We start from the raw sequence: 23,513 nt of genomic DNA, 5'->3' as shown, positions 1-23,513 counted from the left end.
AATCGCGCCGCTACAGACCGGGCAATCTTCGGTAGCGGCGCGATTTATCGCGCGGTTTTTACCTTAAACCTGCTGCCATATCACTTCCAACGTTTCACGTACCGCTGCCTCTTCCAGATGGCGCACCAGAATATGCTGCATCTCGGTCAGCTTCTCTTCATTCAACGCGGTGAGGGTGACGCGGAAAATACCGTCCAGCACTTCCATACGGACCTCCCCCATACTCATGCGGAAATGGCCGCTGTTCTCATCCATCACCACCGGGGTGCGGTGCTGAAAATGGCTGCCGAGACGGCGCAGAAAACGCTCGCCGTTTGGCGTCATGATATCGGCCACGCACTTCGCCGCACCTTCGCTCAGGGTCGGCGCATTGAGCAACGCTTCAATCTGGTTAGCGGCAACATGGATAATCTCCCCGATACGCGTGACCACCTGATCCGCCACCGGCTCCATTTTGGCACGCAGACTTAACGCACGTTTCAGATGGTCCATCGCCTCAACAATCGCCTGCGGCGATTTGCCTTGTCCCTGATGTTTTGGCACCACACGCGCCACCAACATATCAATCACGGTTTTATTGGCACTGAGGAACGCATTCCCTTCGTCGGTGATGCGGTAGCGTTTGCGCCCGCCCTTTTCTAAGTCAATCTCGGCATAGCCGCGATCGTACAGCCAGGTGAGCGCCGGATAGAGCACGCCGGGGCTGGGTTTGTAGGTGCCGCCCAGACGTTCATTCACTTCATGGATCAGCTCATAGCCGTGGCTGGGTTGTTTGGCGATGATCGCCAGCAACAGCAGGCGTAACTCGCCATAATCGAAGGCACGCGCCCGGCGACCCGTTTTGCCAGCCGCAGGCTGCGTATCCATTTCGCTTTGTCCAACCATGACTGCCCCCACGCAGTTATGCAAATAACCACACAATGATCACTGAATTTTAAATATATCGAAATTTCCGACATAGTCCAAGTCGTTACGGCCATCGTTTCCGTTGCACAGGGAATATAGAGAAAGGTGCGGGCAGATACAATCACTGCCCGCAATGAGAGATTAACGATCCAGTACCGCGATAAAGTCACACTGAATTAAGGTATTACCGCTGAAGTTGCCGTCCAGCGCATGGCGTGCCGGGCGGGCGTTGACATCCGGGAATGTCGCCAGCCAGTAGCGGTTCACCACCTCACGCTGCGATTTATCCTGCATCCATAACGTCACCTTAATGACGTCCTCCAGCGTGCCACCTGCCGCCTTAACGATGCTTTCGATATGGCTAAACATCAGCGCGCACTGCTCGCCGAGATCGGCAGGCACCTTCTGGGTCTGTGGGTCGCGTCCGTAGATCACCCCGGAATACAACATCGCGCCTATCCGACACGCCGCCGGGATCGGATTGGTATGGGGAAAGGCATCAATATAGATACTTTCGCGTCGGCTCATATCATCTCCTGATTAATAATCATCATCTGCCATTTTCGCGCCAAAGCGATATACCAGACGCAGACGTTCCGCATGGTAATTACCCGTCACCTCATTCGGTGAATGGACGTAGTCAAACTCGAATTCCAGATGCAGACGCGGCGTGACGTTATAGCCGAGGATCATAAAGGCGGCATTGATGTTCTCCGCCGGTAGCGGATAGTAGATCCCGCTGGAATCCTCCAGTTCCAGGCGCGTCACGCCAAACACCCCGAGATACTTTTCATCATGGTACGCGTAGCGTAAGGCAAAGGCCTTGCCCGGCTGGTTGGTGGTGACCATCGACACCAACGGCTGACCACTTTCGAGCGGGGTATGGTCGTAAATACCGTAGCTATAGGGCGCGAAGAAGCCACCGTTAAGGAAGGCATCATCTTTGCGTGGCACATACGTCGCGGCGAAATACAGATCATGATTGCGGGATTTCATGCCGATACGCCCGGAATAAAGATCGGTATCGATATTGTGATAAGGATACGCCTGGTCGCTGGCATCCCATTCATGCAGATACTGCGCGCCCCAGTACGGTGTCCAGTTGCCGAATTTCAACGCCGAAATCGGTAGCTGGACCCCACCGTAGCCGAGTTGGGCGCGTTTATCGAAGTTGTAGTACCAGGCTTCCGCCACCGTATTCCACTGCTGACCGTAGCGCAGCCCCACCGTGGTGAAACCGTCGCTGTCCACCGACGGCATGCTGGTGTCCTCGATTTCCGGGTTACCGGCATCCCCTTTGCCGAACTGGTCGGAACTTTCCGGTTTGAAGCGGTAGATGCGATACGCATTGAGTTTCAGGTCGCCCTTGTCATCAAACGCATAGCTGCCGCCGAATCCCTGATACAACGCCGGGATCATGGTCCAGCCTTCCCCTTCATTGGCAAACGGCGTATCCAGACCTAAACGTCCTCCCTGCAAATCAAAGCCATAGCCCTGATAACGCAGGAAGGCTTTACCCAGCACCGTGGTGTTTTCCGACGGCAGATAGATTTCGGTACGTTCCGGGTCGGAAGGATTCAGCCCGAGGTTATACGCCCCGTACACGCCTACCCCGGCGCTAAAACCGCCGATTTGTGGGCTGCGATATTGAATATCACCGCCCACCGAGCTGGTGCGTTTGTTAACCTGGGTGCCGCTGAACTCTTTAAAAAAGGTCATGGTTTTTAGCTCGCCAGAGATATTGCCTTGTGTGAGCCAGTCGTTAACGCTATCGGAGTCCGTTGCAGGTGAAGCCTCCGCAAAGCAAGTACCGCAGAACAACGCCAGAGGCACTACGGTTAATGCAGCAATTTTGGCTTTTTTATGAACATCCATTGCCAGATAACCTCATTGTAGCGGCGCGGTTTATCGCGCGATTCAATTACGGCGCGATTTCTCGCGCGTGGGGCACAGCGAAGCCGCCCGAAATCCCTGACGGGAACGGTCAACTGGCACTGTGGGTTACCCGGGCAGAACGACGTCACCCGGTACGACAGGAATTCAGGCGTTGCGCCTGGGTTTACTGCTGCAACTGCGACAACAACGCTTTGCCGTAGTCGTTCCCGTTGGGAATGCGGGTAATGGTATGAATATGGAAACGCGCCGGTTCTTCATTGGTCAGCCACATGCCGCTGTGATGATCAAACTCCAGCATCACCACCGGGCTTTGCAGCCGATAATAGAAAACATCGTCATCACCACAACCGCCAATCCAGCTCCACCAGGTGTTATCGAGCTGGGCCTCAATCTGTTGCAGGCGTGCAGCGCGCGGTCCGTCGGGCAGGAAAGCCAGAAACACCGCTACCAGCGCCATCACTTGTTGACGCTGCGCGGGCGTAAATTCCGCCACGCAGACGCCCTCCAGCGGGATCACCCGATTGTCCTGAAATGCACCGCCCAGGTGACGCTGATCGGCAAAGTTAAAGCGATCGGCCGGCATGGCGGGATCTTCCATTAACTGATAGATCGTGACGCGATGTTGCTGCCGGGCGCTGAGCGACTGCATCAGGGCCAGACCGAGTTGCTCCTCGTCGCGGAACAACACGCAATCGCTGGCATCCCCCCGGTCGATAACATTGGGTTCAACGCCGAAAAAGGTCGGGGCAATCACCAGCTGCCGCCCGACGATAAAACAGCAAAACGCCACATGATGACCGTAAATCGACCAGCCCCACGGCTGGGTAGCGGAAGGCGAACCGAACAGCAAAAAATGGAAGCTCCAGCGGTTCATAATGTGGGTGAGATCGTACAGTTCACCGAGAAAATGGTTGGCATCCATCACCTGTTGCACCCGGCTAAAACCCGCCGCACTGGTACAACTCCGCAGCAGCGACCAGAAGGCTTCATGAGTTGCCGCCGAGGTTTCATCCAGCCTGACACCGTAATCGTTAAACGGGATTTCCGGGTTGTACCAGGCGCGCCACTGTGGCGCATCGATGGTGTAACTCACCTGCTGCTGCCGGGCGCTATCGAGGCTGGCAAACAACGCCTGCGCCGCCCTCACCGCCTCTTCCACGGCAAATCCCTCATCCTGCAAGCTGAACAGACCGGACTGCACCTCGCCATTGGGGGTAATGCCGCGGAAGGTTTCATCCAGCATCGCCTGCCAGTGGGCTTTGAGTTTCTGCGCTTTCTCGGTTGCCAACATGCGCGCGCCGTAGGTATGCAGATCCACCCCGCGCGCCAGGCCAATGCGTTCGGCATCATTGGGCATTAAATAATCGCGAAAATTTTGGCTGGTCATACGCGTTCCTCAACCACCGGATTCTCGATATGACCAAGGCCTTCAATCTCCAGCCGCATCACATCGCCGGGTTGTAAGAAGCGTCCGGTTGGCGCACCAATGCCGGAAGGCGTTCCGGTCGCCAGGATGTCGCCCGGTTCCAGCGTCATCACCGTCGACAGGTATGCAATCTGCGCGTAGATGTCGTAAATCATGTCACCGCTGTCGGCGTGCTGGCGGAGTTCACCGTTGACGAACAACTTCATCTCCAGCCGCAACGGGTCAGGGATCTCATCGGCGGTGGTGATCCACGGGCCAATCGGACCGTGGGTGTCGAAGGATTTACCCAACGTAAAGGTCGGTGATTTATGCAGCCAGTCGCGTGCCGACACATCATTGACGATCAGATAACCGGCAATCACGCTGGCAGCGTCGCTGGCGCTGACATGGCGACAGCGTTTGCCAATCACCACGCCTAACTCGATCTCGTAATCCATTTTCTCGCTGGCTGCGGGCTTCACGACCGGGGAGAAAGGACCGTTGATGCAGGAGACTTGCTTGTTAAACCACAACTGGCTTTCCGGGATGGGGATCCCCGCCTGACGCGCCTCTTCAGCATGTTTACGGTAGTTCATGCCAATGCCAAGGAACTTCTGCGCGTCCTGGATCGGCGCTTCGAGTTGTACTGTCGCTAACGCATACGCCGGGCTATGCACCGCTTCCAGTCGCGGGCGCAGCGTTGCCAGGCTGGTCAACAATTGGCGCATCGAGCCGGTGACGCCAGGTACTCCGGAGAGGTCAATCACCTGATCATCCACCACCTTGCCAATACGCGTGCGGCCCTGTTCGGTAAAACGTACCAGTTTCATGCTTTTTCCTTTGCTGTAGGAGTTAACTGCGAGAGCAAAATTTGCCAGCCGGAAGGTGTGCGCCGTAGCACCAGCGTCGAGAAACCGTGGCGCTCCGCCTCTTCTCCCGTTTCCAGCAGCCGCACCCGGTTGCGCGTGTGACCGGTGAGGATGGCGATATCACCCTCCACGCGGATGGCGGGCGTGTCCCGCTGAATCGCGATGAACCCGCCCATACGTTGCACATGTGCCAGAAATTGCGCTTTGTTGTGCACCATGCCCGTGCTGTGGATATGCACCAGGTCTTCCGCCAACATGCTGGCCAGACGCGGCAAATCGGCGTGAATTAACGCCTGCTGGCGCTGTTGTTCAAACTCAAGTAACTGCGCGTGGGGGTTGTTCATCAGATCAACCCCGGATAGGAACCGCCATCCAGTTGCAAGTTCTGCCCCGAAATAAACCCGGCCTGCTGGCTGCACAGAAACGCGCAAGCCGCGCCGAACTCTTCCGGCGTGCCATACCGCCGGGCGGCGATGGATTGCACATTGCGCTCCCGCGCCTGTTCGCGACTGATGCCTTCTTTGGCGATTAAACGTTGCAGCATAAATTCCTGGCGCGGGGTATCGATTCGCTCCGGCAACAGGTTATTAATGGTGACGTTGTCACGCACCACTTCCTGGCTGATAGCTTTACACATGGCCGTCAGCGCTGCGCGGGCCGAAGTGGACAGCCCCATCATGTAATGCGGGGTTTTAACCATGGCGGAGGTGATGTTGATGATGCGACCAAAACGCCGGGCCTGCATGGCCGGTAACCAGGCGCGGATGAGCTGAATGGCAGGAATAAAATTGGCTTCCATCGCCTCACGCAGCGCTGCGGCTTGCCAGTCTGCCAGCGCACCGGGCTGTGGTCCGGCATTATTGGTCACCAGAATGTCGATCTGCGGTAAGGCCGAAAGGATAGTATCGCGCCCGGCGGCACTGGTTAAATCCGCGCAGATATAGCTGACCTGCGCCGTCGGGTTTTGCTCGCGCAGGCGCTGCGCGGCCTGCTGCAATTTGGCTTCGTTGCGTCCGTTCAGGGTGACATGTACCCCTTCCGCTGCCAGCGCCTGCGCGCACGCCAGCCCCAGCCCCTGCGACGACGCACAGATAAAAGCGAGTTTGTTACCAATGCCCAGATCCATGATTGCTCCCGGAAAACTCTGCGTTGATGAGTGTGCGATATCGAATAATTAGATATATCTAGTATTGCGATATGTCAGAATATTGCACGGCTCTACGCGGCAAAACTCAGAGGCGGGTCACGGATCGTTAACGAGATGTGAAAATGAGAAGGATTCTCGCTGCGCGGGTTTGTCGGTTAGCAAAGATCCGTAAGGGCGCGATTTATCGCGCCCTTACGGTTTTCTTATTGTCCGCTGACGGTGCCGCTGGTCACGGCTGGGGCATCGGCCTTTACCAGAAAAGCAATCACCGTGGCATCACGCTCCCCCCGAATCTCGGGCAGGGAAACGGCATCACTGATGGCATCACCTTTATGCAAGCGCTGATCGCCGACCCGCACGACACCGTCAAGCAGCGTCACCCAGACGGCGAAACCTGCGCGCTGCGGAATCGCCAGTTGCTGGTCGCGTTCCAGTTTGAGGTCATACACATAGATTGCCTGGCGCAAGGCCAGCGGTGCATCACTGCCTTCAGGCCCCGCCAGCAACGTCCAGGCATTTACCGCAGCGCCCTCGGTACGGGTGAAGTGCTGTACCCGTCCCTCACCGCCTTCCTGCGCCGGGCGAATATAGGCCTGCAACATTTCGGTTTCGATCAGCGGCGCGGATTCTTCGTGGCGCAGCCCCTCACCGGCACTGACCACCATCACGCGTTTGGCGTTGAGCGGCGTGCGCTCCCCATTTTCATGCTGGTGCTGAGAAGAACCGCGCCAGACGTAAGTGAAAATCTCATCGTTTTGATGGCGGTGCATCGGCACCTGCGCCCCGGTTTTCAGCGTCATCTGGTCGATAATCGCCAGTGGACCAAATGCCTCGCCCGGACGCTGACGGCGGATGGTGAAAGGGCCATACTCAAACAGCTGATCGCGCTGTGCACGTAACAGATTCATGGTCGTTCTCCCTTAAGTCAGTTTGATACCGCCATCATAGAGAAGGAAGAAACAGACACCAGTGGGGTGATTTGCTGGCTTAAGTCAAAATTTTTGACAATAGATGATTAGCCAGCGCGGAATAAGTTGCGTAAAATACGCTTTTATTTCCCTCAGGCCCGTCATCATGAACCGTAAAGAACAGATCCTTGACGCTGCTGAACAGTGCATGAGATTAAAAGGCTTTTATCAGACATCAATCCAGAATATTGCCAGCCAGGCAAATATTAGCGTTGGCCTGATTTATAAATATTTCACCAATAAAGAGTCGATTATTGAGGCGCTGGTATTCACTATCACCCAACGGCTGAAAGATTTGCTTAATGATGATTTGGAGCAGATTGCCAAATCGGGTGGTGAGGCACGTTTACCACTGTTCTCTGCGGGTCTGGTGCCCCACGAAGTCGAAAACGATATTGTGTTATTGATGGAGATATCGTCTGAAGCCATGCGTAACCCACGCATTATGCAAATCATGACCGATGCCTGGAAAAGCCTCAGAGAGAATTTTATTAATAAAGAACAGGCGTTGTATCCGGGTAAAGACGCCAGCGTTATTCATACGCGTTTATATGTGCTCTCATTAATCATTGATGGCATTATTATTCGCCGCTGTATGAAACAACGCGAAATTGCACCCGCCTTTGTGCCATTTTTTGATGGTATCATCAGCGATGTCAATAATAACGTTGCCCAACAATGAATTACGGTAACAAATGCTGATTGAGGATAGTGCTGATTCGCAACAACTCGGTCTGATTCAAATCATTATCGACAAAAGTGCGACAGGCTACGCCATCAATCAGTAACAACAAAAAATGGATCTGGTTAAAACGCTGCTCCGCACTGATTTGTGGATTTTGCTGCTGAAAAACCGGCTCAAGAGCAGAAATAAGTTGCTGCTCCTGCTGCGCAAGAATATCTCGCACGGCGGCATTACGTGAGGCTTCAGAATAGACCTCCAGTAATAAACACTGGTCTTTTATCGACCACTCACGCCAGAACGCAGAATCTCTGGCGATAATATCCGCCACCTCGGGCTGCTGGCTGAGTTTCTTTTCCAGAAAAGTTCGCCACTCTTCAGCGATCACTTTTACCGTTTCGCTTACCAATAATTCTTTGCTGCTAAAATAACGATAGATTTGACCAGCACCCAAACCACTTTCGGCGCTCATATCCGCCATACTGGCACCATGAAAACCAGAACGACTGAAACAGACTTTCGCCGCAGCAATAATCAGCTGTTTACGCTGGTGCAAAAAGTCTTGCTGCTCTGGTCTGGTCAAATTTAATTCCTTAAATGAAAGAAAATTGCGCGATAAATCGCGCCGCTATGTATTCAAGAGCGCGACATATTACAGTACGCGGATTTTTGCCGATAGCCGTGACAAAAATCCGCTTACATTTTACCGTGGGCCGATACCAAATCGGCCCACGACATGTTTTACAACTTCAGTTCAGATTCTTTCAACGCTGTACCGCCACCCATCACCTTGTAGAAGGTGATCAGGTTCAGGTAATACGCCTGCTGCGTGCTGACCAGGCTGGTACGGGCGCTATACAGCGTGCGCTGCGCGGTCAGTGCATTCAGGTAAGTATCCACCCCGTTGCGATAACGCAGGTCGGCCAGATGGTAATAGGTCTGCGATGCCGCCACGTTATTACGCTGGCTGGTCAACTGATCATTGATGGTGCCGCGTCGGGCCAGCGCATCCGCCACTTCCTGAAAGGCAGTTTGCACCGCTTTTTCATACGCCGCCACGTAGTATTCCTTCTGCGCTTTGGTGTATTTCAGGTACGACACGTTGTAGCCGCCTTTAAAGATCGGCAGTGAAATGCTCGGCGCGAAGGACCAGATCCCGGCACCGTTTTTGAACAGTGACGAGAGATCCGAACTGCCGACACCGCCGCTGGCGGTCAGGGAGATGGTCGGGAAGAAATTCGCCCGCGCCGCGCCAATGCTGGCATTGGCTGACTTCAGGTTATGCTCCGCTTCCAGCACATCCGGGCGGTTCAGCAACGCATCGGAAGAGATCCCAGCGGGGACGTCGCGAAACGCCTGGCCCAGCGCATCGATATTCGCTGGTAACAGGTTATCCGGTACGCTGCGTCCTACCACCAAATCCAGCGCGTTTTTGTCCTGCGCCACGCTGGTGGTGTAGCTGGCAACATCCGCCATTGCTGACTGGTAAGTGGTTTCCGCCGAGGAGACATCCACCATTGAAGCGGTGCCGTGCTCCATCTGCTTACGCGTCACTTCCATCGACTGCCGCGCACTCTCGGCTGTCTCTTTGGCGATGGCCAGATTGCTGCGATCCGCCGCCAGCGTTAACCAGTAATCCACCGTATTGTACAGCACCGTCAGGCGCGTGCTGCGTGCGCCCTCCAGCGTGCTGAGATACGTTTCATACTGCTCACGCGTCAGACTCTGGTTTTTACCAAACAGATCCAGCTCGAACGAACTGACACTCCCTTCCGCGCTGTAAGAGTTGCTGATCGCGGTTTGATTACCTTCACCGGTCAGGGCGCGTGAACGCGTACCGCTCACCCCGGCACTCAGGCTCGGGAACAGATCGGCACGTTCCTCGCCATATTGCGCATGGGCGGATTTTACGCTGGCGACCGCTTCCCGCAGATCGCGACTGCTATCCAGCGCCATCGTCACCACCTGACGCAGTTGGGGGTCAAGAATATATTCCTGCCAGCCAATATCGCGGTAGTTAGCCGCCTGCGCACCCTGTAACGATTTATAGGCATCCCCGTTTGGCGTGGTGTTGGCAACCGGTGACGCCGGACGTTGATAGTCCGGGTCCAGCGACATACAACCCGCGAGAAAACAGGGTAAAAACACCACCAAAAGTTTTGCTGACATGTTATTCCCCCGTCTTCTCAGCAGATTCAGTGTGGCTCGCATGACTATGCGGCAGGCCTGGGAACACACGACGGACCAGCACAAAGAACAGCGGGACTAAGAAAATCGCGAGCAGCGTGGCGGAAATCGTCCCGCCAATGATGCCCGTACCGATGGCGATACGGCTATTCGCCCCTGCGCCGGTGGATATTGCCAGCGGCAGGACCCCGGCGGTAAACGCCAGCGAGGTCATAATGATCGGACGCAAACGCATTGAGGCAGCATGGACCGCAGCTTTCACCAGGTTTTCCCCTTTGCGGTAATTCTCCTCAGCAAATTCGACGATCAGAATGGCGTTCTTCGCCGACAGGCCGATGATGGTGAGCAGCGCCACCTGGAAATAGACATCGTTTTCCAGTCCACGCAGCGTAACCCCCAGCAGCGCACCAAAGACCCCGAGCGGCACCACCATCATTACCGAGAACGGTACTGACCAGCTTTCATACAACGCCGCCAGACACAGGAACACCACAATCAGCGAAATGGCGTACAGCGACATTGCCTGGTTGCCGGACAGGCGTTCCTGGTAGGACAGCCCGCTCCAGGCATAGGTGGTGCCTGCTGGCAGTTTACTTGCCAGTTTTTCCATCGCCGTCATGGCATCCCCCGAACTTTTACCCGAGGCGGATGAACCCTGGATCTCATAGGACGACAGACCGTTGTAGCGCGACAGGACATCCGGGCCATAGGTCCAGTGCGAAGAGGAGAACGACGAGAATGGCACCATCGTGGTGTCACCGTCGCTGTCGGTGCCGGCGACAAACCATTTATTGATATCTTCCGGTTTGCTGCGGAAATCCTCGTCACCCTGCATGTAGACCTTTTTCACCCTACCGCGATCGGTGAAGTCATTGACGTAAGTCCCGCCAATCGCCGCACTGAGGGTACTGTTGATATTGCTGACCGACAGACCCAGCGACTGGGCTTTTTCATCGTCGATATCCACCTGCAACTGCGGCAGATCCGGCAAGGTATTGGCACGCACGCTACTCAGCACCGGATCCTGATTGGCGGAGGCGATTAACTGGTTACGCAGCTTGAGTAACTCGTCGCGACTGGTGTTGCCGCGCGCCTGTAACTCGAAGGTAAAGCCGTTCGACTGGCCCAGACCGGAAATCGACGGTGGTGACAGCACAAACACCTGCGCATCGCGGATGCCGGACAGATTCATCATGGCGCGACCGGCAATCGCGTCAGCGGTGTTTTCCGTCCCTTTACGATCGCTCCAGTTTTTCAATGAGATAAAGCCAATCCCCGCATTCTGCCCGCTACCGGCAAAGCTGAAGCCGTTCACCAGCATGCTGACGTTGACGTTATCCTTCTCTTTGGTGGCGAAGTATTGCTGGATCTGGCGGCGTACTTCGCTGGTGCGGTTTTCAGTAGCACCCGGTGCCAGCGTGTACTGCACCATGATGTAACCCTGGTCTTCGGTCGGCAGGAAGCCGGTGGGCAGACGCAGATACATAAAGGCACAGCCAATCAGTAGCACCGCATACAGCAGCAAATAACGCACCGAGCTGTGGATCACATGCCCGACTTTCTCGTGATAACGCGCCTGAATTTTTTCGTAGCTGCGGTTGAACCAGCCAAAGAAACCTTTCTGGCCGCTTTCATGATCGTGCGGTTTCAGTAAGGTGGCGCACAGCGCTGGCGTCAGCGTCAATGCCACCACCACCGACAGCACCATTGAGGAGACGATGGTGATGGAGAACTGACGGTAAATCACCCCGGTGGAACCGCTGAAGAAGGTCATCGGCAGGAAGACCGCTGACAGCACCAGCGCGATACCAATCAGCGCCCCGGTAATTTCCTTCATCGATTTCTCGGTGGCTTCTCGCGGCGGCAGTCGTTCTTCGCGCATCACACGCTCAACGTTTTCCACCACCACGATGGCGTCATCTACCAAGAGCCCGATGGCGAGCACCACACCAAACATCGTCAGGGTGTTGATCGAGTAGTTAAATACCGCCAGCACCCCAAAGGTACCCAGCAGCACCACCGGCACGGCAATCGCCGGGATCAAGGTAGTGCGGATATTTTGCAGGAACACAAACATCACGATCACCACGAGGATGATGGCTTCCACCAGCGTTTTGACCACTTCCTCGATGGAGATTTTAACGAAGTCGGTACTGTCGAGCGGATAGGCGATGTCATAACCACTCGGCAGGCTGGAGCGGAACTCATTCACGGTATTTTTCACGTTCTCCGCCGTGGAGAGCGCATTGGCTCCCGACGCCAGTTGAATCGCGATACCCGATGCCGGATGGCCGTTAGCCAGCACGTTGGCGCTGTAGTCGTCATCGCCCATTTCCACGCGCGCGACATCACTCAGATGCACCACTGAACCGTCGGTCTGGCTTTTTAACACGATATTGCGGAACTGTTCCGGCGTTTGCAGACGGGAACGGGAACGCACGGTGGCGACCAGTTGTTGCTCTTTGCTCGCCGGTTGTGCGCCGATCTGCCCCGAAGACACCTGGGTGTTTTGCGCTTCCAGCGCGGTTTCCACATCCGAAGGCATCAGTGAATAGGACGCCAGTTTGGCCGGATCGAGCCAGATACGCATCGCGTATTCTGCACCGAACACCTGCACGCTACCCACGCCCGGCAGACGCGCCAGCGTATCTTCCATGTTACTGACGAGGTAGTCGGCAACGTCCGAAGAGGTGGCTTTGTTGTTTTTGTCGTACAACGCCATGATCAACAGGAAGTCACTCTGTGCCTTCTCGACCGTCACACCCTGTTGGGTCACGGCGTCCGGCAAACGGCTTTCTGCCTGCTGCACTTTGTTCTGCACCTGGACCTGGGCGATATCAGGATCGGTGCCCTGCTCAAAGGTAACGGTGATTTTGACCTGACCGGTTGAAGCGGTACTGGTGGAGGAGAAGTAGAGCAAACCATCCAGACCGGTCAACTGCTGCTCAATCACCTGAGTCACGCTACTTTCCAGCGTTTCTGCGGATGCACCGGTGTAGGTGGCCTGGATACTGATTTGCGGCGGTGCCACATCAGGATATTGCGCAATCGGCAGGTTTTTGATGCTGAGGATACCGAACATCATGATGCAGATGGCGATCACCCAGGCAAAAACAGGCCGTCGGATAAAGAACTGAGCCAACATAATCAGTTCCCTCCGCTGGTGTTGGCGCTGGCATCAGTCGGGATGGTGGTGCCCGTTTCGACCGCTTTCACGGTCTGCCCCGGTTGTACTTTACCGGTGCCTTCAACGATCAATTTGTCGCCGCTTTGCAAACCGCTGTCGATCAGCCATTTGTTGCCAATCACGCGATCGGTCACCACTTCACGGCTGGCAACTTTGTTGTCTTTATCCACCACCAGCGCGGTGGCATTGCCTTTCGCATCACGGGTGATGCCCTGCTGCGGCGCCAGCAGCGCATCATTTTTCACCCCGTTGCTGACGGTGGCGCGTACATACATGCCAGGCAACAACTGGTGGTCCGGGTTAGGGAAAATGGCGCGCAAGGTGACGGTACCGGTTGATTCATCCACCGAAACTTCCGTCAGCTCCAGTTTACCGGTGTGATCATAGGTTGAACCGTCTTCCAGTTGCACGCTCACCGGGACTTCATCACTGTTCTGATGCAAAGACGCCTGCTGGCGTTTCAACTTCAGCAACTGCACGCTGGACTGGGTGAGATCGACATAGATCGGATCCAACGCACGAATGGTCGCCAGCGCCGTGGTTTGCTCGGACGTCACCAGCGCGCCCGGCGTGACGGATGAAATACCAATGCGGCCACTGATGGGCGCTTTGATTTGCGTGTAATTGAGGTTGATGCGTGCGCTCTCAACCGCCGCTTTGTATTGCGTTACCGAGGCGAGATTTTGCTGGTAGGTGGCCTCGGCATCGTCAGCATCCTGACGGGAAACGCCGTTTTCCTTGACCAGTGCCGCATAACGTTCAGCTTTCAGTTTGCTGCTCTTGACCACGGCGACGGCATTTTTCAGTTGTCCGACCGCCTCATCATAACTGGCCTGATAACCGGCAGGGTCGATCTGATAGAGAACCTGACCGGCTTTAACCTCATCGCCTTCCGTAAACAGACGCTTCTGGATAATGCCGCCCACCTGGGGACGCACATCCGATGTCATCGTACCGGTAACGCGTCCAGTCAGTTGACTGGTTAAGGTAACCGGTTCTGTTTGCAACGTTTTCACGCCAACTTCCGTGACCATTGTCCCGGGTTTGTTCTCTGCACTCTGGTCACAGGCGACAATCAAAAATGCCAGACCTGCAATAACATACCGCTGAAAAACCATCATGGTAATCCTATAGTGAACGTTCATTCTCGGTGGGGAGTTTAACAAACAGGCAGCGGGGCGTATGTAAGCAAAGCGAAAAAGCGGGAATTTTATAACCACACGACCTGTGCATGATTTATGCGGTTGGGGTTGTTGAATAGTTATCATGCTCTACATTGATATACATCATCGAAAATAGTTCGCCCTCCCCTCAATGATTAATGGTCCAGTTTATTGTGAATAATACGCACTTATTGGCGAGCGCTATTTTATGACCTTATGACAAATGAGAGAAAATTATGCTGGTAATAGCCATTATTCAACACACGCCAGTTTGGGTGTGGATTCTGTTTATTTATCTTCTGTCACGCGGTATCAAAGCTCTTAAAACGCGTGAGGTTACTGTGGGTAAATTATTCCTGATTCCCGTGTTGTTCCTGCTGTGGGCGATTCACGGCGTGTTTACAGAAACCCACTGGACGCTGGCTGCACTGGGTGCGATGCTCGCGGGCCTGTTATCAGGTGGCCTGCTGGGGGCAATGCTCGGACGCCGGAATCGACCCACCACGCAAAGTAGTCAGCCAGGGACGATAATTCGTCCCGGCTCGGTGCTACCACTTATTTTTATGGTGGCGGCATTTATTGCCAAATACGTGCTTTCGGTATCCGTGATTTTACAACCGGCGCTGATTGATTCGTTAACCTTTAATTTAGTGCATGGTTTAATTAGCGGATTAACAGCCGGCGTATTCTGGGGAAATATGCTGGTCGCGTTTATTCCGTGGTATCGATCACGCATCAAACCGGCTTAGCATATTCCGTAGCGGCGCGATTGATCGCGCGCCTTTGATTTTGACGTTGCGGTTAAAATGCGCGATAAATCGCGCCGCTACAGGGATATTTATTACGCGAAACGCTGCAACGCCAGCAATGGACTGGTCAACGGGCGTTGTTCCTCCGTAAAGTCCTGCGCCGCCACCGCCATCGAAACCTGGGCCAGCGCCACATGGTCAGCGCCTTGCTGACGGGCCTGATTGACGGCGTCTTTAATCAATCGACGATAGCCCTGTTGATCCCCTGCTTTGAAGGTCGCCCAGGCATTGGGGATCAGGCGCACCTCCGGTGGCAATCCTGCCAGCGTTGATGGACAGAACAGCGCGGTGGTTGCCGCCAGCGTGGATTCTGCGGCACAGAGCACCAGCGATTTACCGCCGCGACGATGGACTTCATCAGCCAGCATACGATCGGTACGATAAACCTGACAGTCATTTGCTGCATTGTGAAAACCATCCGCGACCGGCCCCAACGTCGAACAGGTGATCAGAATGGCATCAAACCACGGCGTCAGGCTGTGCAGCAGCGCCGTGATCTGCGCCTGTTGCTGGCTGGTCATGCCGCCACTCAATTCAGCTTCCGCCAACAGATGTGGCATCACCAGATGGCTTATGGTGGTCGGTGCGATACCCAGGCTGGCGGCAGCCTGATCAAAGATGGCGATATTACTGGCGGCGGTGTGTAAGCAGGCAATGGTCATAGGAAATCCTTTTGGCGTAATCAGCGATGTCGCTCACTATCCTGCTTAGCTGCGTTGCATTAGTCACGAAATTTCATCAGAATTATTTCACATTGCCATCAGTAGGTTATCGCTGACACGCGTAGCATCATGGACCTGAACCTTATTGCCTTTATTATCGCCATCCTGCCGGTCGCTTTGTCACCGGGGGCCAGTTTCACCCTGGCGATCAACAACACCCTGTCGGCAGGCAGTCGTGGTCTGGCGGCAATCATTGTTGGTACTGCGTTAGGCATTTATACCCACGCGCTGCTGATTGGTTCCGGTATCAGCGCCCTGCTTCTGCATTCTCCCCGCGTTTTTACCCTGCTGAGTTTCGCCGGTAGCCTTTATCTGTTCTGGCTGGGGGTGCAATTGATCAAACGAGGCCGCAATGTCGCCTCACCCTACCTATCCGCACGCCCGCGCCAGACGACGATGAAAGAAGCCTGGCTGGCAAATGTGCTGAATCCCAAAGCGGTGATGCTCTACCTCACCGTGGTGTCACAGTTTGCCGGTAAACAAAGCGCATTCACGCATTTTTTGCTGCTGGCGACGGTGCATATCCTGATTATGAGCCTGTGGCTGGTGCTGGTGTGCTTCGCCCTGCTGACCTCGGCCAAACTGATCAACATTCAGAAAATGGGTTTCTTTATTAACGTCATCGGCGGCGCGGTGCTGGTGATTTTCGCCATGCACAACTTCGTCCAACTGCTGCTAAAACTGATGGGGCTGTCATGGTAATGACCGCACTTTCTCTGGCCGAACTCGGCCCGCGCATCTGTATTCTTGGCCCGTCGAACAGCGGCAAATCCACGCTGGCACACGCCATTGCGCAAAAAACCTCGTTACCGTTAGTCCATCTCGACCAGCTTTATCATCTGCCCAATACCCACTGGCAGGCACGTAGTGAAGCCGAGTTTCTGCAACTGCATCAGGCGGCAGTCGCTGAACCCAACTGGGTGATGGACGGAAACTATGTGCGTTGTCTGCCCGACAGACTAATGCGGGCCACCGGTTTGATTTTGCTCGAAATAAGTACCACACGCAGCGTGTTGCGTTATTTTCGTCGGACGTTACTGGATGCACAGCGGGTTGGCGGTGTCGTTGCCGCAGGCCAACAGGAACGTATCACCTGGGAGATGTTGCGCTACCTGTTGTTATATACGCGCAGTAAGCAACCGCGTAATCGTGAGATGTTCGCTTCGTGGCAGCAGCCAAAACTGTTGCTCTCTTCCGCGGCTGAATTGCAGGCTTGTTATCAGGCGTGGGGGTTAACACGCTAACCCCTGACCGTCGCGGCGCGATTTATCGCGCGTCTTTGATTTTGATATTGCGGTCAAAATGCGCGATAAATCGCGCCGCTACAGGTGAAATATGCCCTGTCCGTGTTGCGACAAGGCATATTTTTCAGCTTACTTCAGGCGGAATGCCACCACGCTGTCACCCTGTTTGGTGCCGAGTGAACCGTGACCGCCCGCCGCAATCACCACATACTGCTTACCATCTTTGCCCATAAAGGTGGACGGCGTGGCTTGTGCGCCAGCACTCAGCTCGGTCTGCCACAGCAGTTCGCCGGTGGTGCTGTCGTAGGCACGGAAGAAGTTATCTGCCGTAGCGCCGTGGAACACCAGATCGCCCGCCGTCACCAGCGGACCACCATGTGCCACCATCCCCATCGGGAAACCAAGCGGGAAACGCCCCGGCAGGAAGCTGGTGTTAAGGTTTTTGGTGGTACCGACGCGACGCAACCATTCGGTTTTGCCGGTCTTCAGATCCACACCCACCATCCGGCCCCACGGTGGCGCGATGCACGGAATGCCGAGATCGGAAGCCAACTGCTGGATATGGATAGCGTAATCACCGTGGAAGTTTTCATTCCAGTATGGCTGACCATCTTTGGTGAACATGCGTTCGGTGGCCGTCTGCGGGGTACGCTTAATCAGGGTATATTTGTAAGCCAGACGCACCGGTGCCGCAATCAGTAGCTGACGCTGTGGATCGACCGCTACCGAACCCCAGTTGAACACCCCAATATTGCCAGGGAAGATCAGCGAGCCTTTCTCCGTCGCCGGAGTCCACGGATTGCCATCGTAACGCAGGGTACGGAAGTCGATACGGCATGACATCTGGTCAAACGGCGTAATGCCCCACATCGATTTTTCCGTCAACGGCTGCGGAATAAAGTTCAGGCTGGAGACCGGTTGTGTGGCGGCAAATTTCTCACCCGCTACGCCACCCTCGGTGGATACCTTCACCTGATTCACCGGATAGACCGGCTGGCCAGTGAGGCGGTTCAGCACAAACAGGTTGCCGGTTTTGGTCGGCAGAATGACGACCGGCTGACGATTCCCCTGATAATCGATATCCACCAGCGACGGCTGTGACGGATTATCGCGGTCCCACAGGTCGTGATTAGAACTCTGATAACGCCATTTGAAGGTACCGGTGTGCAGATCCAGGGCCACCAGCGCATCGCGGAACTTCTCCGTGTTGCTGTTCGCATCACGTTCGATACCCACTTCATCCGGTGAGGCGTTGCCAAACGGCACATAGACCAGGCCATTTTTCAGATCGGCGCTCAGCGTGCCCCAGGCAACCGGGGTATCCTGCGGATAGGTTTTATCCGCCGCGACCGGCTGGGTGTTATCCGGGTTAGCCGGGTCGAAGTTCCACACCAGACGGCCAGTCAGCACATCATAGGCACGGATCACACCTGACGGGTTGCCGCTGTTGAAACCGTTGTCCATCACCGAACCGCCAACAATCACCAGATTGCCTGCCACCAGCGGTGCGGCGGTTTGCATCAGCGCATGTGGACGGACTTCGCCCATGTTGCTGTGGAGATCCACCACACCGTCGTTGCCAAAGTCAGCGCAGAGTTTGCCGGTGTCCGCATCCAGCGCAATCAGCTGCGCATCAGTGGTGGCATTGAAAATGCGCTTACGGCAGATAGCCGGATTGGCAGCTGTGCTCTCCGTCGCCACTGGCGTCTGCTGGTAATAACTGACGCCACGGCAGGTCTGGTGCTGCTGCAAATACGAGCGATCTTTGGCTGGCGTATATTTCCACTTCACCGCACCGGTTTCCGGGTCGAGCGCATGGACTTCATTGTGCGGCGTACAGAAATAAAGCATGCCGTTGGCTTTCAGCGGCGTTGCTTCAAAGGTGTATTCACTGGCGTCATCACCCTGACGCAGATCGCCAGTGTGATAAGTCCAGGCCACTTCAAGGTTTTTGACGTTATCTTTGGTGATCTGATTCAGTCCCGAGAAACGCAGACCATCCGTTGTGCCACCGTAGGCGGTCCAGTCGTCTTTCGCACCCTGCTCGCCAGCCTGCGCGCGTTCATTACTGATGGTGCCTGCCTGCGGCAGGGGATCGTAGAAGCACAGCCCGATCACCAGCACAATCATTACGCTCACCGTACCACCCAGCAGCGGATGAAAACGGCGTTGCCCCTGATACAGCGGTTTCACCACCCACGGCATTGCCAGCCACAGGCCGATAACTCCAAAGACATCACCACGGGGAATCCATTGCCACTTATCAAAGCCCACTTCCCAGATAATCCACACCAGCGTAATCCACATCAGCACCGCATACAGCGCCAGGGCACTACGTTGTTGTTTAAACAATAAAATGGCGGTAATCAGTAACCCAACCGCCATCAGTGCATAGAATGCACTTCCTCCCAGCATCAACAACTTACCGCCCATGTAGAGCAGCGCGATGCCCAGTATCGCCAGTACGATACTGGTGAGTTTGTTAACCATGCTTATCCCTCAAGCTTTGCAAAAGCACTTAAATTTTCTTAAAAGAAACCTACAGATGTTCAACATAATTTTAACTAACGTTAAGGAAATGCTAAACCACATGTCCAAACGTATCATAAGCAATGTTTATCAATTTAGCGCAGCTGCTTTGAGACTGCCGTAGAGCACATCAATCCGTGATTGAAATCACGTTTCATTATTGGTGGGGAGAATTAATCATTAGTGAGGATAAATAGCATCTTTTGTTCATGAGATGAGCAGTAAATCACCATAACAGGTTAACCGTATGATAAATCGCGCCGCTACGGGACCGTACATAACTGTGCATTAAATGAATTACTTTAATTGGTTAGTTTTTCTCTGGTGCGATTATTCCCATAACGACTTCCCTCGCTCATATCTATCTCGACAATTTTATTCAGTTTTTAATTAATTCGGCATTTTCACATTATTTAATAATGATAAGTCATTGCACAGGGTGGTTATTTTGAGAGTTTTCTCAGCCTAAAAATATCAGGGGGGTGTGATATAAGTCACGCGACCGTTCTGGAGTAAGTCTGCTTATAACAAGAAGGTTAACGATGATCAGTGCCAATTCACTTTATCGCAAATTACGTTTCCCCTTTAAGCTCACCCATGCTGCGTTAAAATATCCCCGAGCCAGTGCCCGCGTCAGACAATATAAAGTGTTGTCACCGGAGCAGACCATTGACTTGCTACTGAACAACGATCACCTCTCAATCAGCCGCTACGGTGACGGTGAACTGGAGATGACGTTGTTTAAAAACATTGGTTTTCAGGCGTTTGATGAGCGGCTTTCAATCCGTTTAAAAGAGATTTTGCGCCGGGGTGTGAATCATAATCCCAGTTGTTTATTGTGTTTGCCGGACGCCTTTCGCAGCACGCGACATATGCGTTTTGGCTCTGCCTTGTTCTGGTTTTTCCATAAAGCGTTTTGTTTTTTACGCTATGAGCCATTATTAAGTAAGAAATATTGTTACGGTAATACTTCGGTGACGCGGCCTTATCACGATTATAAAGACAAGACATCATCTGCGGTGATCTTTGCCAAGTTCCAGCAATTATTCAAAGACAAAAAGATTTTAATTGTGGAAGGCAGTGGCACACGTTTGGGAATGGGTAATGATTTGTTAGCTGGCGCGGGCGAAATCAAGCGTATAACCACCCTTAACCGTAACGCCTTTTCGGTTTACAACGAGTTATATAGTGCCGTACTGGCTCATGGTCGCTATTTTGACATGGTCCTGATTTCACTTGGCCCCACCGCCACGGTGCTGGCGTACGATCTCAGCCAGCAGGGTATTCGTTGCATCGACAGTGGACATATTGATATCGAATACGAGTGGATGCGCAGCGCCGCACGCGACAAAGTGCAAGTGGCCGGCAAGAACGTTAATGAAGTCGGCGTATTGATAAGTGATGAGGTGATCGATCCCGATGAACACTATCGCAGCCAGATTCTGCAACATGTCGGAATGACACCGGAAGCGGTGCCAACCGCTTCACCGCTACGTCAGCCGATAGTGTAAAACGCCCCTCAGCCTGGACGTTGCGACGGATATCGCCGGGACAACGTCTCTTTATCTCAAGCAATCTCAAAAAATGGTTTTTTTGAGATTGCTTGAGATACCCGGAAAGAAACCACACGACGCCTGATACACATGCCGTAGCGGCGCAATTTATCGCGCATCGCTATAACCGCGCGATAAATCGCGCCGCTACGACACACTGTGGATATCAGATACGCTACCGATGCTGATGACGCTGGCAAAACGCGGCGATATCACCGGACTGAAAATCACCGAGATGTGCCATCAGTTTCTCCAGCGGCCAGTGCCACCAGGCAATCGCCTGCAACTGTGCGGCGATCGCCGGGGTAAAGCGCATACGGATCGGTCTGGCCGGGACGCCACCGACAATGGTGTAAGGCGCGACATCTTTGCTCACCACCGCCCCGGCCGCCAGCACCGCGCCATCGCCTACCGTCACACCTGGCAGTACGATCACCCCATGACCGATCCACACGTCGTGCCCAATGATCACCCGGTCAGAGCGCCGTTCGGCAAAAAACGTGCTGTCACGCTGCGCGTGGCTGTCGTAGTACTCAGGACAATAGGTAAACCGATGCTGCGAAGCACGATCCATTGGATGATTCGGCGCACCAATACGCACCTGATTAGCGATCGCGGTAAAGCGACCTATCTGGCTGTCTGCGATGCAGCAGTGCTCACCGACATAAGAAAAGTCGCCTAATTCGCTGTATTCGAGATAGCTGTGGGCGAGGATTTCACACTGCTGACCAATGTGAGTCTCGCGCATACGCACGCTGGGATCGATGACGGTGTGTTGCAGTTTAGCCGGTTGCACAGCAGCGAGTGCCATAGCGAAAACTCCGTGGTGGTCAGATGTCTGGATAACTGAGCTGCGCCAGGGCAGCGACGAGACATCAACCTAACCGGGCAAGATGACAGCCAGATGGCAAAAGTACCATCCGGCGTAACCTTTATGGCCGGGCGGCAGTGCCGTCCGGTAAACGTGCATTGGTCCACTCCGGCAGACCACCGGAAACCGGGTATTTCGCCGCCAGTTTCTCGTCAATATCCACCCCTAATCCCGGACGTTCACTCAGATAGGCGTATCCACGGTCAATTTCCGGGCAACCGGGGAACACCGCCTGAAGCGCTTCATTGACCGGCGTATATTCCTGAATCCCCAGGTTGGTAATGCTCATATCGATATGCAGGTTGGCCGCCACGCCAACCGGTGAGATATCACCCGGACCATGCCAGGCGGTACGTACGCCGTACAACTCCGCCAGCGTGGCCAGTTTCTTCGCTGGGGTGATGCCACCAATGGTGCTGACATGGCAGCGGATATAATCGATCAATTGCTGCTGGATCAGCGGTTTCCATTCGTTGATCTGGGTAAAGAGTTCCCCCATCGCTATCGGGGTGCTGCTCTGCGCACGCAGTTTGTTTAACCAGTCGATGTTCTCTGGCGCAACAGGGTCTTCAAGGAAAAACAGTTGATACGGCTCCAGTGATTTTGCCATCTGAATCGCGGCGATTGGCGTGATGCGCTCGTGCACGTCGTGGATAAATTCCACCCCAAATCCCAGCTTGTTACGCAGGTGATCGAACAAGCGCGGCACGGCTCGCGCATAGGCGTCAGGGTCAAAATAGATGCCGTGGGTCTGGCTGCGCGGCGATACTTTAGGCTGGATATTTTTCGCCCGCGCCAGCTTTCCGGCAATCAGGCGCAAATCATCGGTGCCAGCGCCGCCATACATCCCCACCTGACAACGGACATACTGGAAGCCTTCCTCCATCCGTGCCCGGATATTGTCCTCGACTTCGACTTCATCCGCCCCATCGCAGTGCCGGTAAAGCGCAATGCCATCCCGGCATTTGCCGCCTAACAGTTGATACACCGGCAGATTGGCGAGTTTGCCTTTGATATCCCACAACGCCATGTCCATACCGGAGAGCGCATTGTTCATTACCGGGCCATTGCGCCAGTAGCCGCTGACAGCGGCCGACTGCCACAGGTCTTCGATACGCGCCGGATCTTTGCCGATTAAAAAGGGTTTGATGTAATTTTCAATCGCGGCCGCTACCGCATAAATACGCTGGGTAAAGGTGGCGCAGCCCAGGCCGTACAGTCCCGGTTCACTGGTTTCGATCTTTACCACCACCAGATCAATCCCCCCTGGGGCGGTAAGAATGGTTTTGACGTCGGTAATTTTCAGTTCACTCATGAAATCCTCACTTATCCTGTATGATGTCCTACATGTTATGCGTCAAAAAAAGCCCCTGAT

The 23,513-nt window shown here is 54.4% G+C and carries 21 protein-coding genes; 5 read left to right on the top strand and 16 right to left on the bottom strand.

Annotated elements, in window-relative coordinates; translation table 11 throughout:
* Positions 1 to 63 precede the first annotated feature (63 nt).
* The 8 genes from AC6I8N_RS10030 to AC6I8N_RS09995 all read right to left on the bottom strand — a co-directional run bounded on the left by AC6I8N_RS10030 (position 64) and on the right by AC6I8N_RS09995 (position 7,131).
* Positions 64 to 885, bottom strand: coding sequence for a DUF2218 domain-containing protein (locus tag AC6I8N_RS10030; RefSeq protein ID WP_021183314.1), 822 nt, complete (start codon positions 883 to 885; stop codon positions 64 to 66).
* 162 nt (positions 886 to 1,047) lie between these two features.
* On the bottom strand, positions 1,048 to 1,434 hold the full coding sequence (locus tag AC6I8N_RS10025) for a RidA family protein (RefSeq protein ID WP_497830629.1): 387 nt from the start codon (positions 1,432 to 1,434) through the stop codon (positions 1,048 to 1,050).
* A 12-nt stretch (positions 1,435 to 1,446) separates the two neighbouring features.
* Positions 1,447 to 2,781, bottom strand: coding sequence for a hypothetical protein (locus tag AC6I8N_RS10020; protein ID WP_497830628.1), 1,335 nt, complete (start codon positions 2,779 to 2,781; stop codon positions 1,447 to 1,449).
* Positions 2,782 to 2,965: 184 nt separating this feature from the next.
* Positions 2,966 to 4,189, bottom strand: coding sequence for a DUF3500 domain-containing protein (locus tag AC6I8N_RS10015; RefSeq protein WP_497830627.1), 1,224 nt, complete (start codon positions 4,187 to 4,189; stop codon positions 2,966 to 2,968).
* The gene (locus tag AC6I8N_RS10010) at positions 4,186 to 5,037 is read right to left on the bottom strand and encodes a fumarylacetoacetate hydrolase family protein (RefSeq protein WP_497830626.1); all 852 of its coding nucleotides are present in this window, start codon (positions 5,035 to 5,037) and stop codon (positions 4,186 to 4,188) included. The genes AC6I8N_RS10015 and AC6I8N_RS10010 overlap by 4 nt, the downstream gene beginning before the upstream one ends.
* Positions 5,034 to 5,420, bottom strand: coding sequence for a nuclear transport factor 2 family protein (locus AC6I8N_RS10005; protein ID WP_497830625.1), 387 nt, complete (start codon positions 5,418 to 5,420; stop codon positions 5,034 to 5,036). The genes AC6I8N_RS10010 and AC6I8N_RS10005 overlap by 4 nt, the downstream gene beginning before the upstream one ends.
* Positions 5,420 to 6,202, bottom strand: coding sequence for an SDR family oxidoreductase (locus AC6I8N_RS10000; protein ID WP_021183320.1), 783 nt, complete (start codon positions 6,200 to 6,202; stop codon positions 5,420 to 5,422). The genes AC6I8N_RS10005 and AC6I8N_RS10000 overlap by 1 nt, the downstream gene beginning before the upstream one ends.
* A gap of 224 nt (positions 6,203 to 6,426) precedes the next feature.
* Entirely contained in the window at positions 6,427 to 7,131 is a 705-nt protein-coding gene (locus tag AC6I8N_RS09995; protein ID WP_497830624.1) for a pirin family protein, read from the bottom strand.
* Between the two features lie 166 nt (positions 7,132 to 7,297).
* Between AC6I8N_RS09995 and AC6I8N_RS09990 the strand changes: the two genes are divergently transcribed.
* Entirely contained in the window at positions 7,298 to 7,873 is a 576-nt protein-coding gene (locus AC6I8N_RS09990; protein WP_021183322.1) for a TetR/AcrR family transcriptional regulator, read from the top strand.
* 1 nt (position 7,874) lies between these two features.
* Here the strand turns inward: AC6I8N_RS09990 and AC6I8N_RS09985 are convergent, their stop codons facing one another.
* The 4 genes from AC6I8N_RS09985 to AC6I8N_RS09970 all read right to left on the bottom strand — a co-directional run bounded on the left by AC6I8N_RS09985 (position 7,875) and on the right by AC6I8N_RS09970 (position 14,368).
* Positions 7,875 to 8,456 (bottom strand): TetR/AcrR family transcriptional regulator, encoded by a 582-nt coding sequence (locus AC6I8N_RS09985; protein WP_497830623.1) that lies wholly within the window; start codon positions 8,454 to 8,456, stop codon positions 7,875 to 7,877.
* A gap of 158 nt (positions 8,457 to 8,614) precedes the next feature.
* Positions 8,615 to 10,042, bottom strand: coding sequence for an efflux transporter outer membrane subunit (locus tag AC6I8N_RS09980; RefSeq protein WP_021183324.1), 1,428 nt, complete (start codon positions 10,040 to 10,042; stop codon positions 8,615 to 8,617).
* Position 10,043: 1 nt separating this feature from the next.
* Entirely contained in the window at positions 10,044 to 13,205 is a 3,162-nt protein-coding gene (locus AC6I8N_RS09975; RefSeq protein WP_415174843.1) for an efflux RND transporter permease subunit, read from the bottom strand.
* Between the two features lie 2 nt (positions 13,206 to 13,207).
* A complete protein-coding gene (locus AC6I8N_RS09970; RefSeq protein WP_497830622.1) occupies positions 13,208 to 14,368 on the bottom strand; it encodes an efflux RND transporter periplasmic adaptor subunit in 1,161 nt (386 codons plus the stop codon).
* A gap of 278 nt (positions 14,369 to 14,646) precedes the next feature.
* Here AC6I8N_RS09970 and AC6I8N_RS09965 point away from each other — a divergent pair, with 278 nt between their 5' ends.
* Positions 14,647 to 15,159 (top strand): DUF6622 family protein, encoded by a 513-nt coding sequence (locus tag AC6I8N_RS09965; RefSeq protein ID WP_497830621.1) that lies wholly within the window; start codon positions 14,647 to 14,649, stop codon positions 15,157 to 15,159.
* 92 nt (positions 15,160 to 15,251) lie between these two features.
* On the opposite strand, the gene AC6I8N_RS09960 is transcribed toward AC6I8N_RS09965, so the two are convergent.
* On the bottom strand, positions 15,252 to 15,881 hold the full coding sequence (locus AC6I8N_RS09960; protein ID WP_497830620.1) for a glutamate racemase: 630 nt from the start codon (positions 15,879 to 15,881) through the stop codon (positions 15,252 to 15,254).
* A gap of 129 nt (positions 15,882 to 16,010) precedes the next feature.
* On the opposite strand from AC6I8N_RS09960, the gene AC6I8N_RS09955 reads away from it, so the two are divergent.
* Positions 16,011 to 16,643, top strand: coding sequence for a LysE family translocator (locus AC6I8N_RS09955; RefSeq protein ID WP_497830619.1), 633 nt, complete (start codon positions 16,011 to 16,013; stop codon positions 16,641 to 16,643).
* Positions 16,637 to 17,185, top strand: coding sequence for a P-loop NTPase family protein (locus AC6I8N_RS09950; protein ID WP_497830618.1), 549 nt, complete (start codon positions 16,637 to 16,639; stop codon positions 17,183 to 17,185). Before AC6I8N_RS09955 ends, AC6I8N_RS09950 begins: the two co-directional genes overlap by 7 nt.
* Positions 17,186 to 17,314: 129 nt before the next feature.
* On the opposite strand, the gene AC6I8N_RS09945 is transcribed toward AC6I8N_RS09950, so the two are convergent.
* On the bottom strand, positions 17,315 to 19,675 hold the full coding sequence (locus AC6I8N_RS09945) for a membrane-bound PQQ-dependent dehydrogenase, glucose/quinate/shikimate family (RefSeq protein WP_497830617.1): 2,361 nt from the start codon (positions 19,673 to 19,675) through the stop codon (positions 17,315 to 17,317).
* Between the two features lie 581 nt (positions 19,676 to 20,256).
* Here AC6I8N_RS09945 and AC6I8N_RS09940 point away from each other — a divergent pair.
* A complete protein-coding gene (locus tag AC6I8N_RS09940) occupies positions 20,257 to 21,225 on the top strand; it encodes a GT-D fold domain-containing glycosyltransferase (protein WP_497830616.1) in 969 nt (322 codons plus the stop codon).
* A gap of 217 nt (positions 21,226 to 21,442) precedes the next feature.
* Here the strand turns inward: AC6I8N_RS09940 and AC6I8N_RS09935 are convergent, their stop codons facing one another.
* Together AC6I8N_RS09935 and AC6I8N_RS09930 are read right to left on the bottom strand one after the other, a co-directional pair.
* Entirely contained in the window at positions 21,443 to 22,078 is a 636-nt protein-coding gene (locus AC6I8N_RS09935; RefSeq protein ID WP_497830615.1) for a DapH/DapD/GlmU-related protein, read from the bottom strand.
* A 121-nt stretch (positions 22,079 to 22,199) separates the two neighbouring features.
* Complete coding sequence (locus tag AC6I8N_RS09930) at positions 22,200 to 23,453, bottom strand: enolase C-terminal domain-like protein (protein WP_497830614.1); 1,254 nt, start codon at positions 23,451 to 23,453, stop codon at positions 22,200 to 22,202.
* Positions 23,454 to 23,513 lie beyond the last annotated feature (60 nt).

The sequence above is a fragment of the Pantoea sp. X-Soil-TKNS-1279 genome (assembly GCF_059730565.1).
This window is presented reverse-complemented; position numbering and strand designations above follow the sequence as displayed.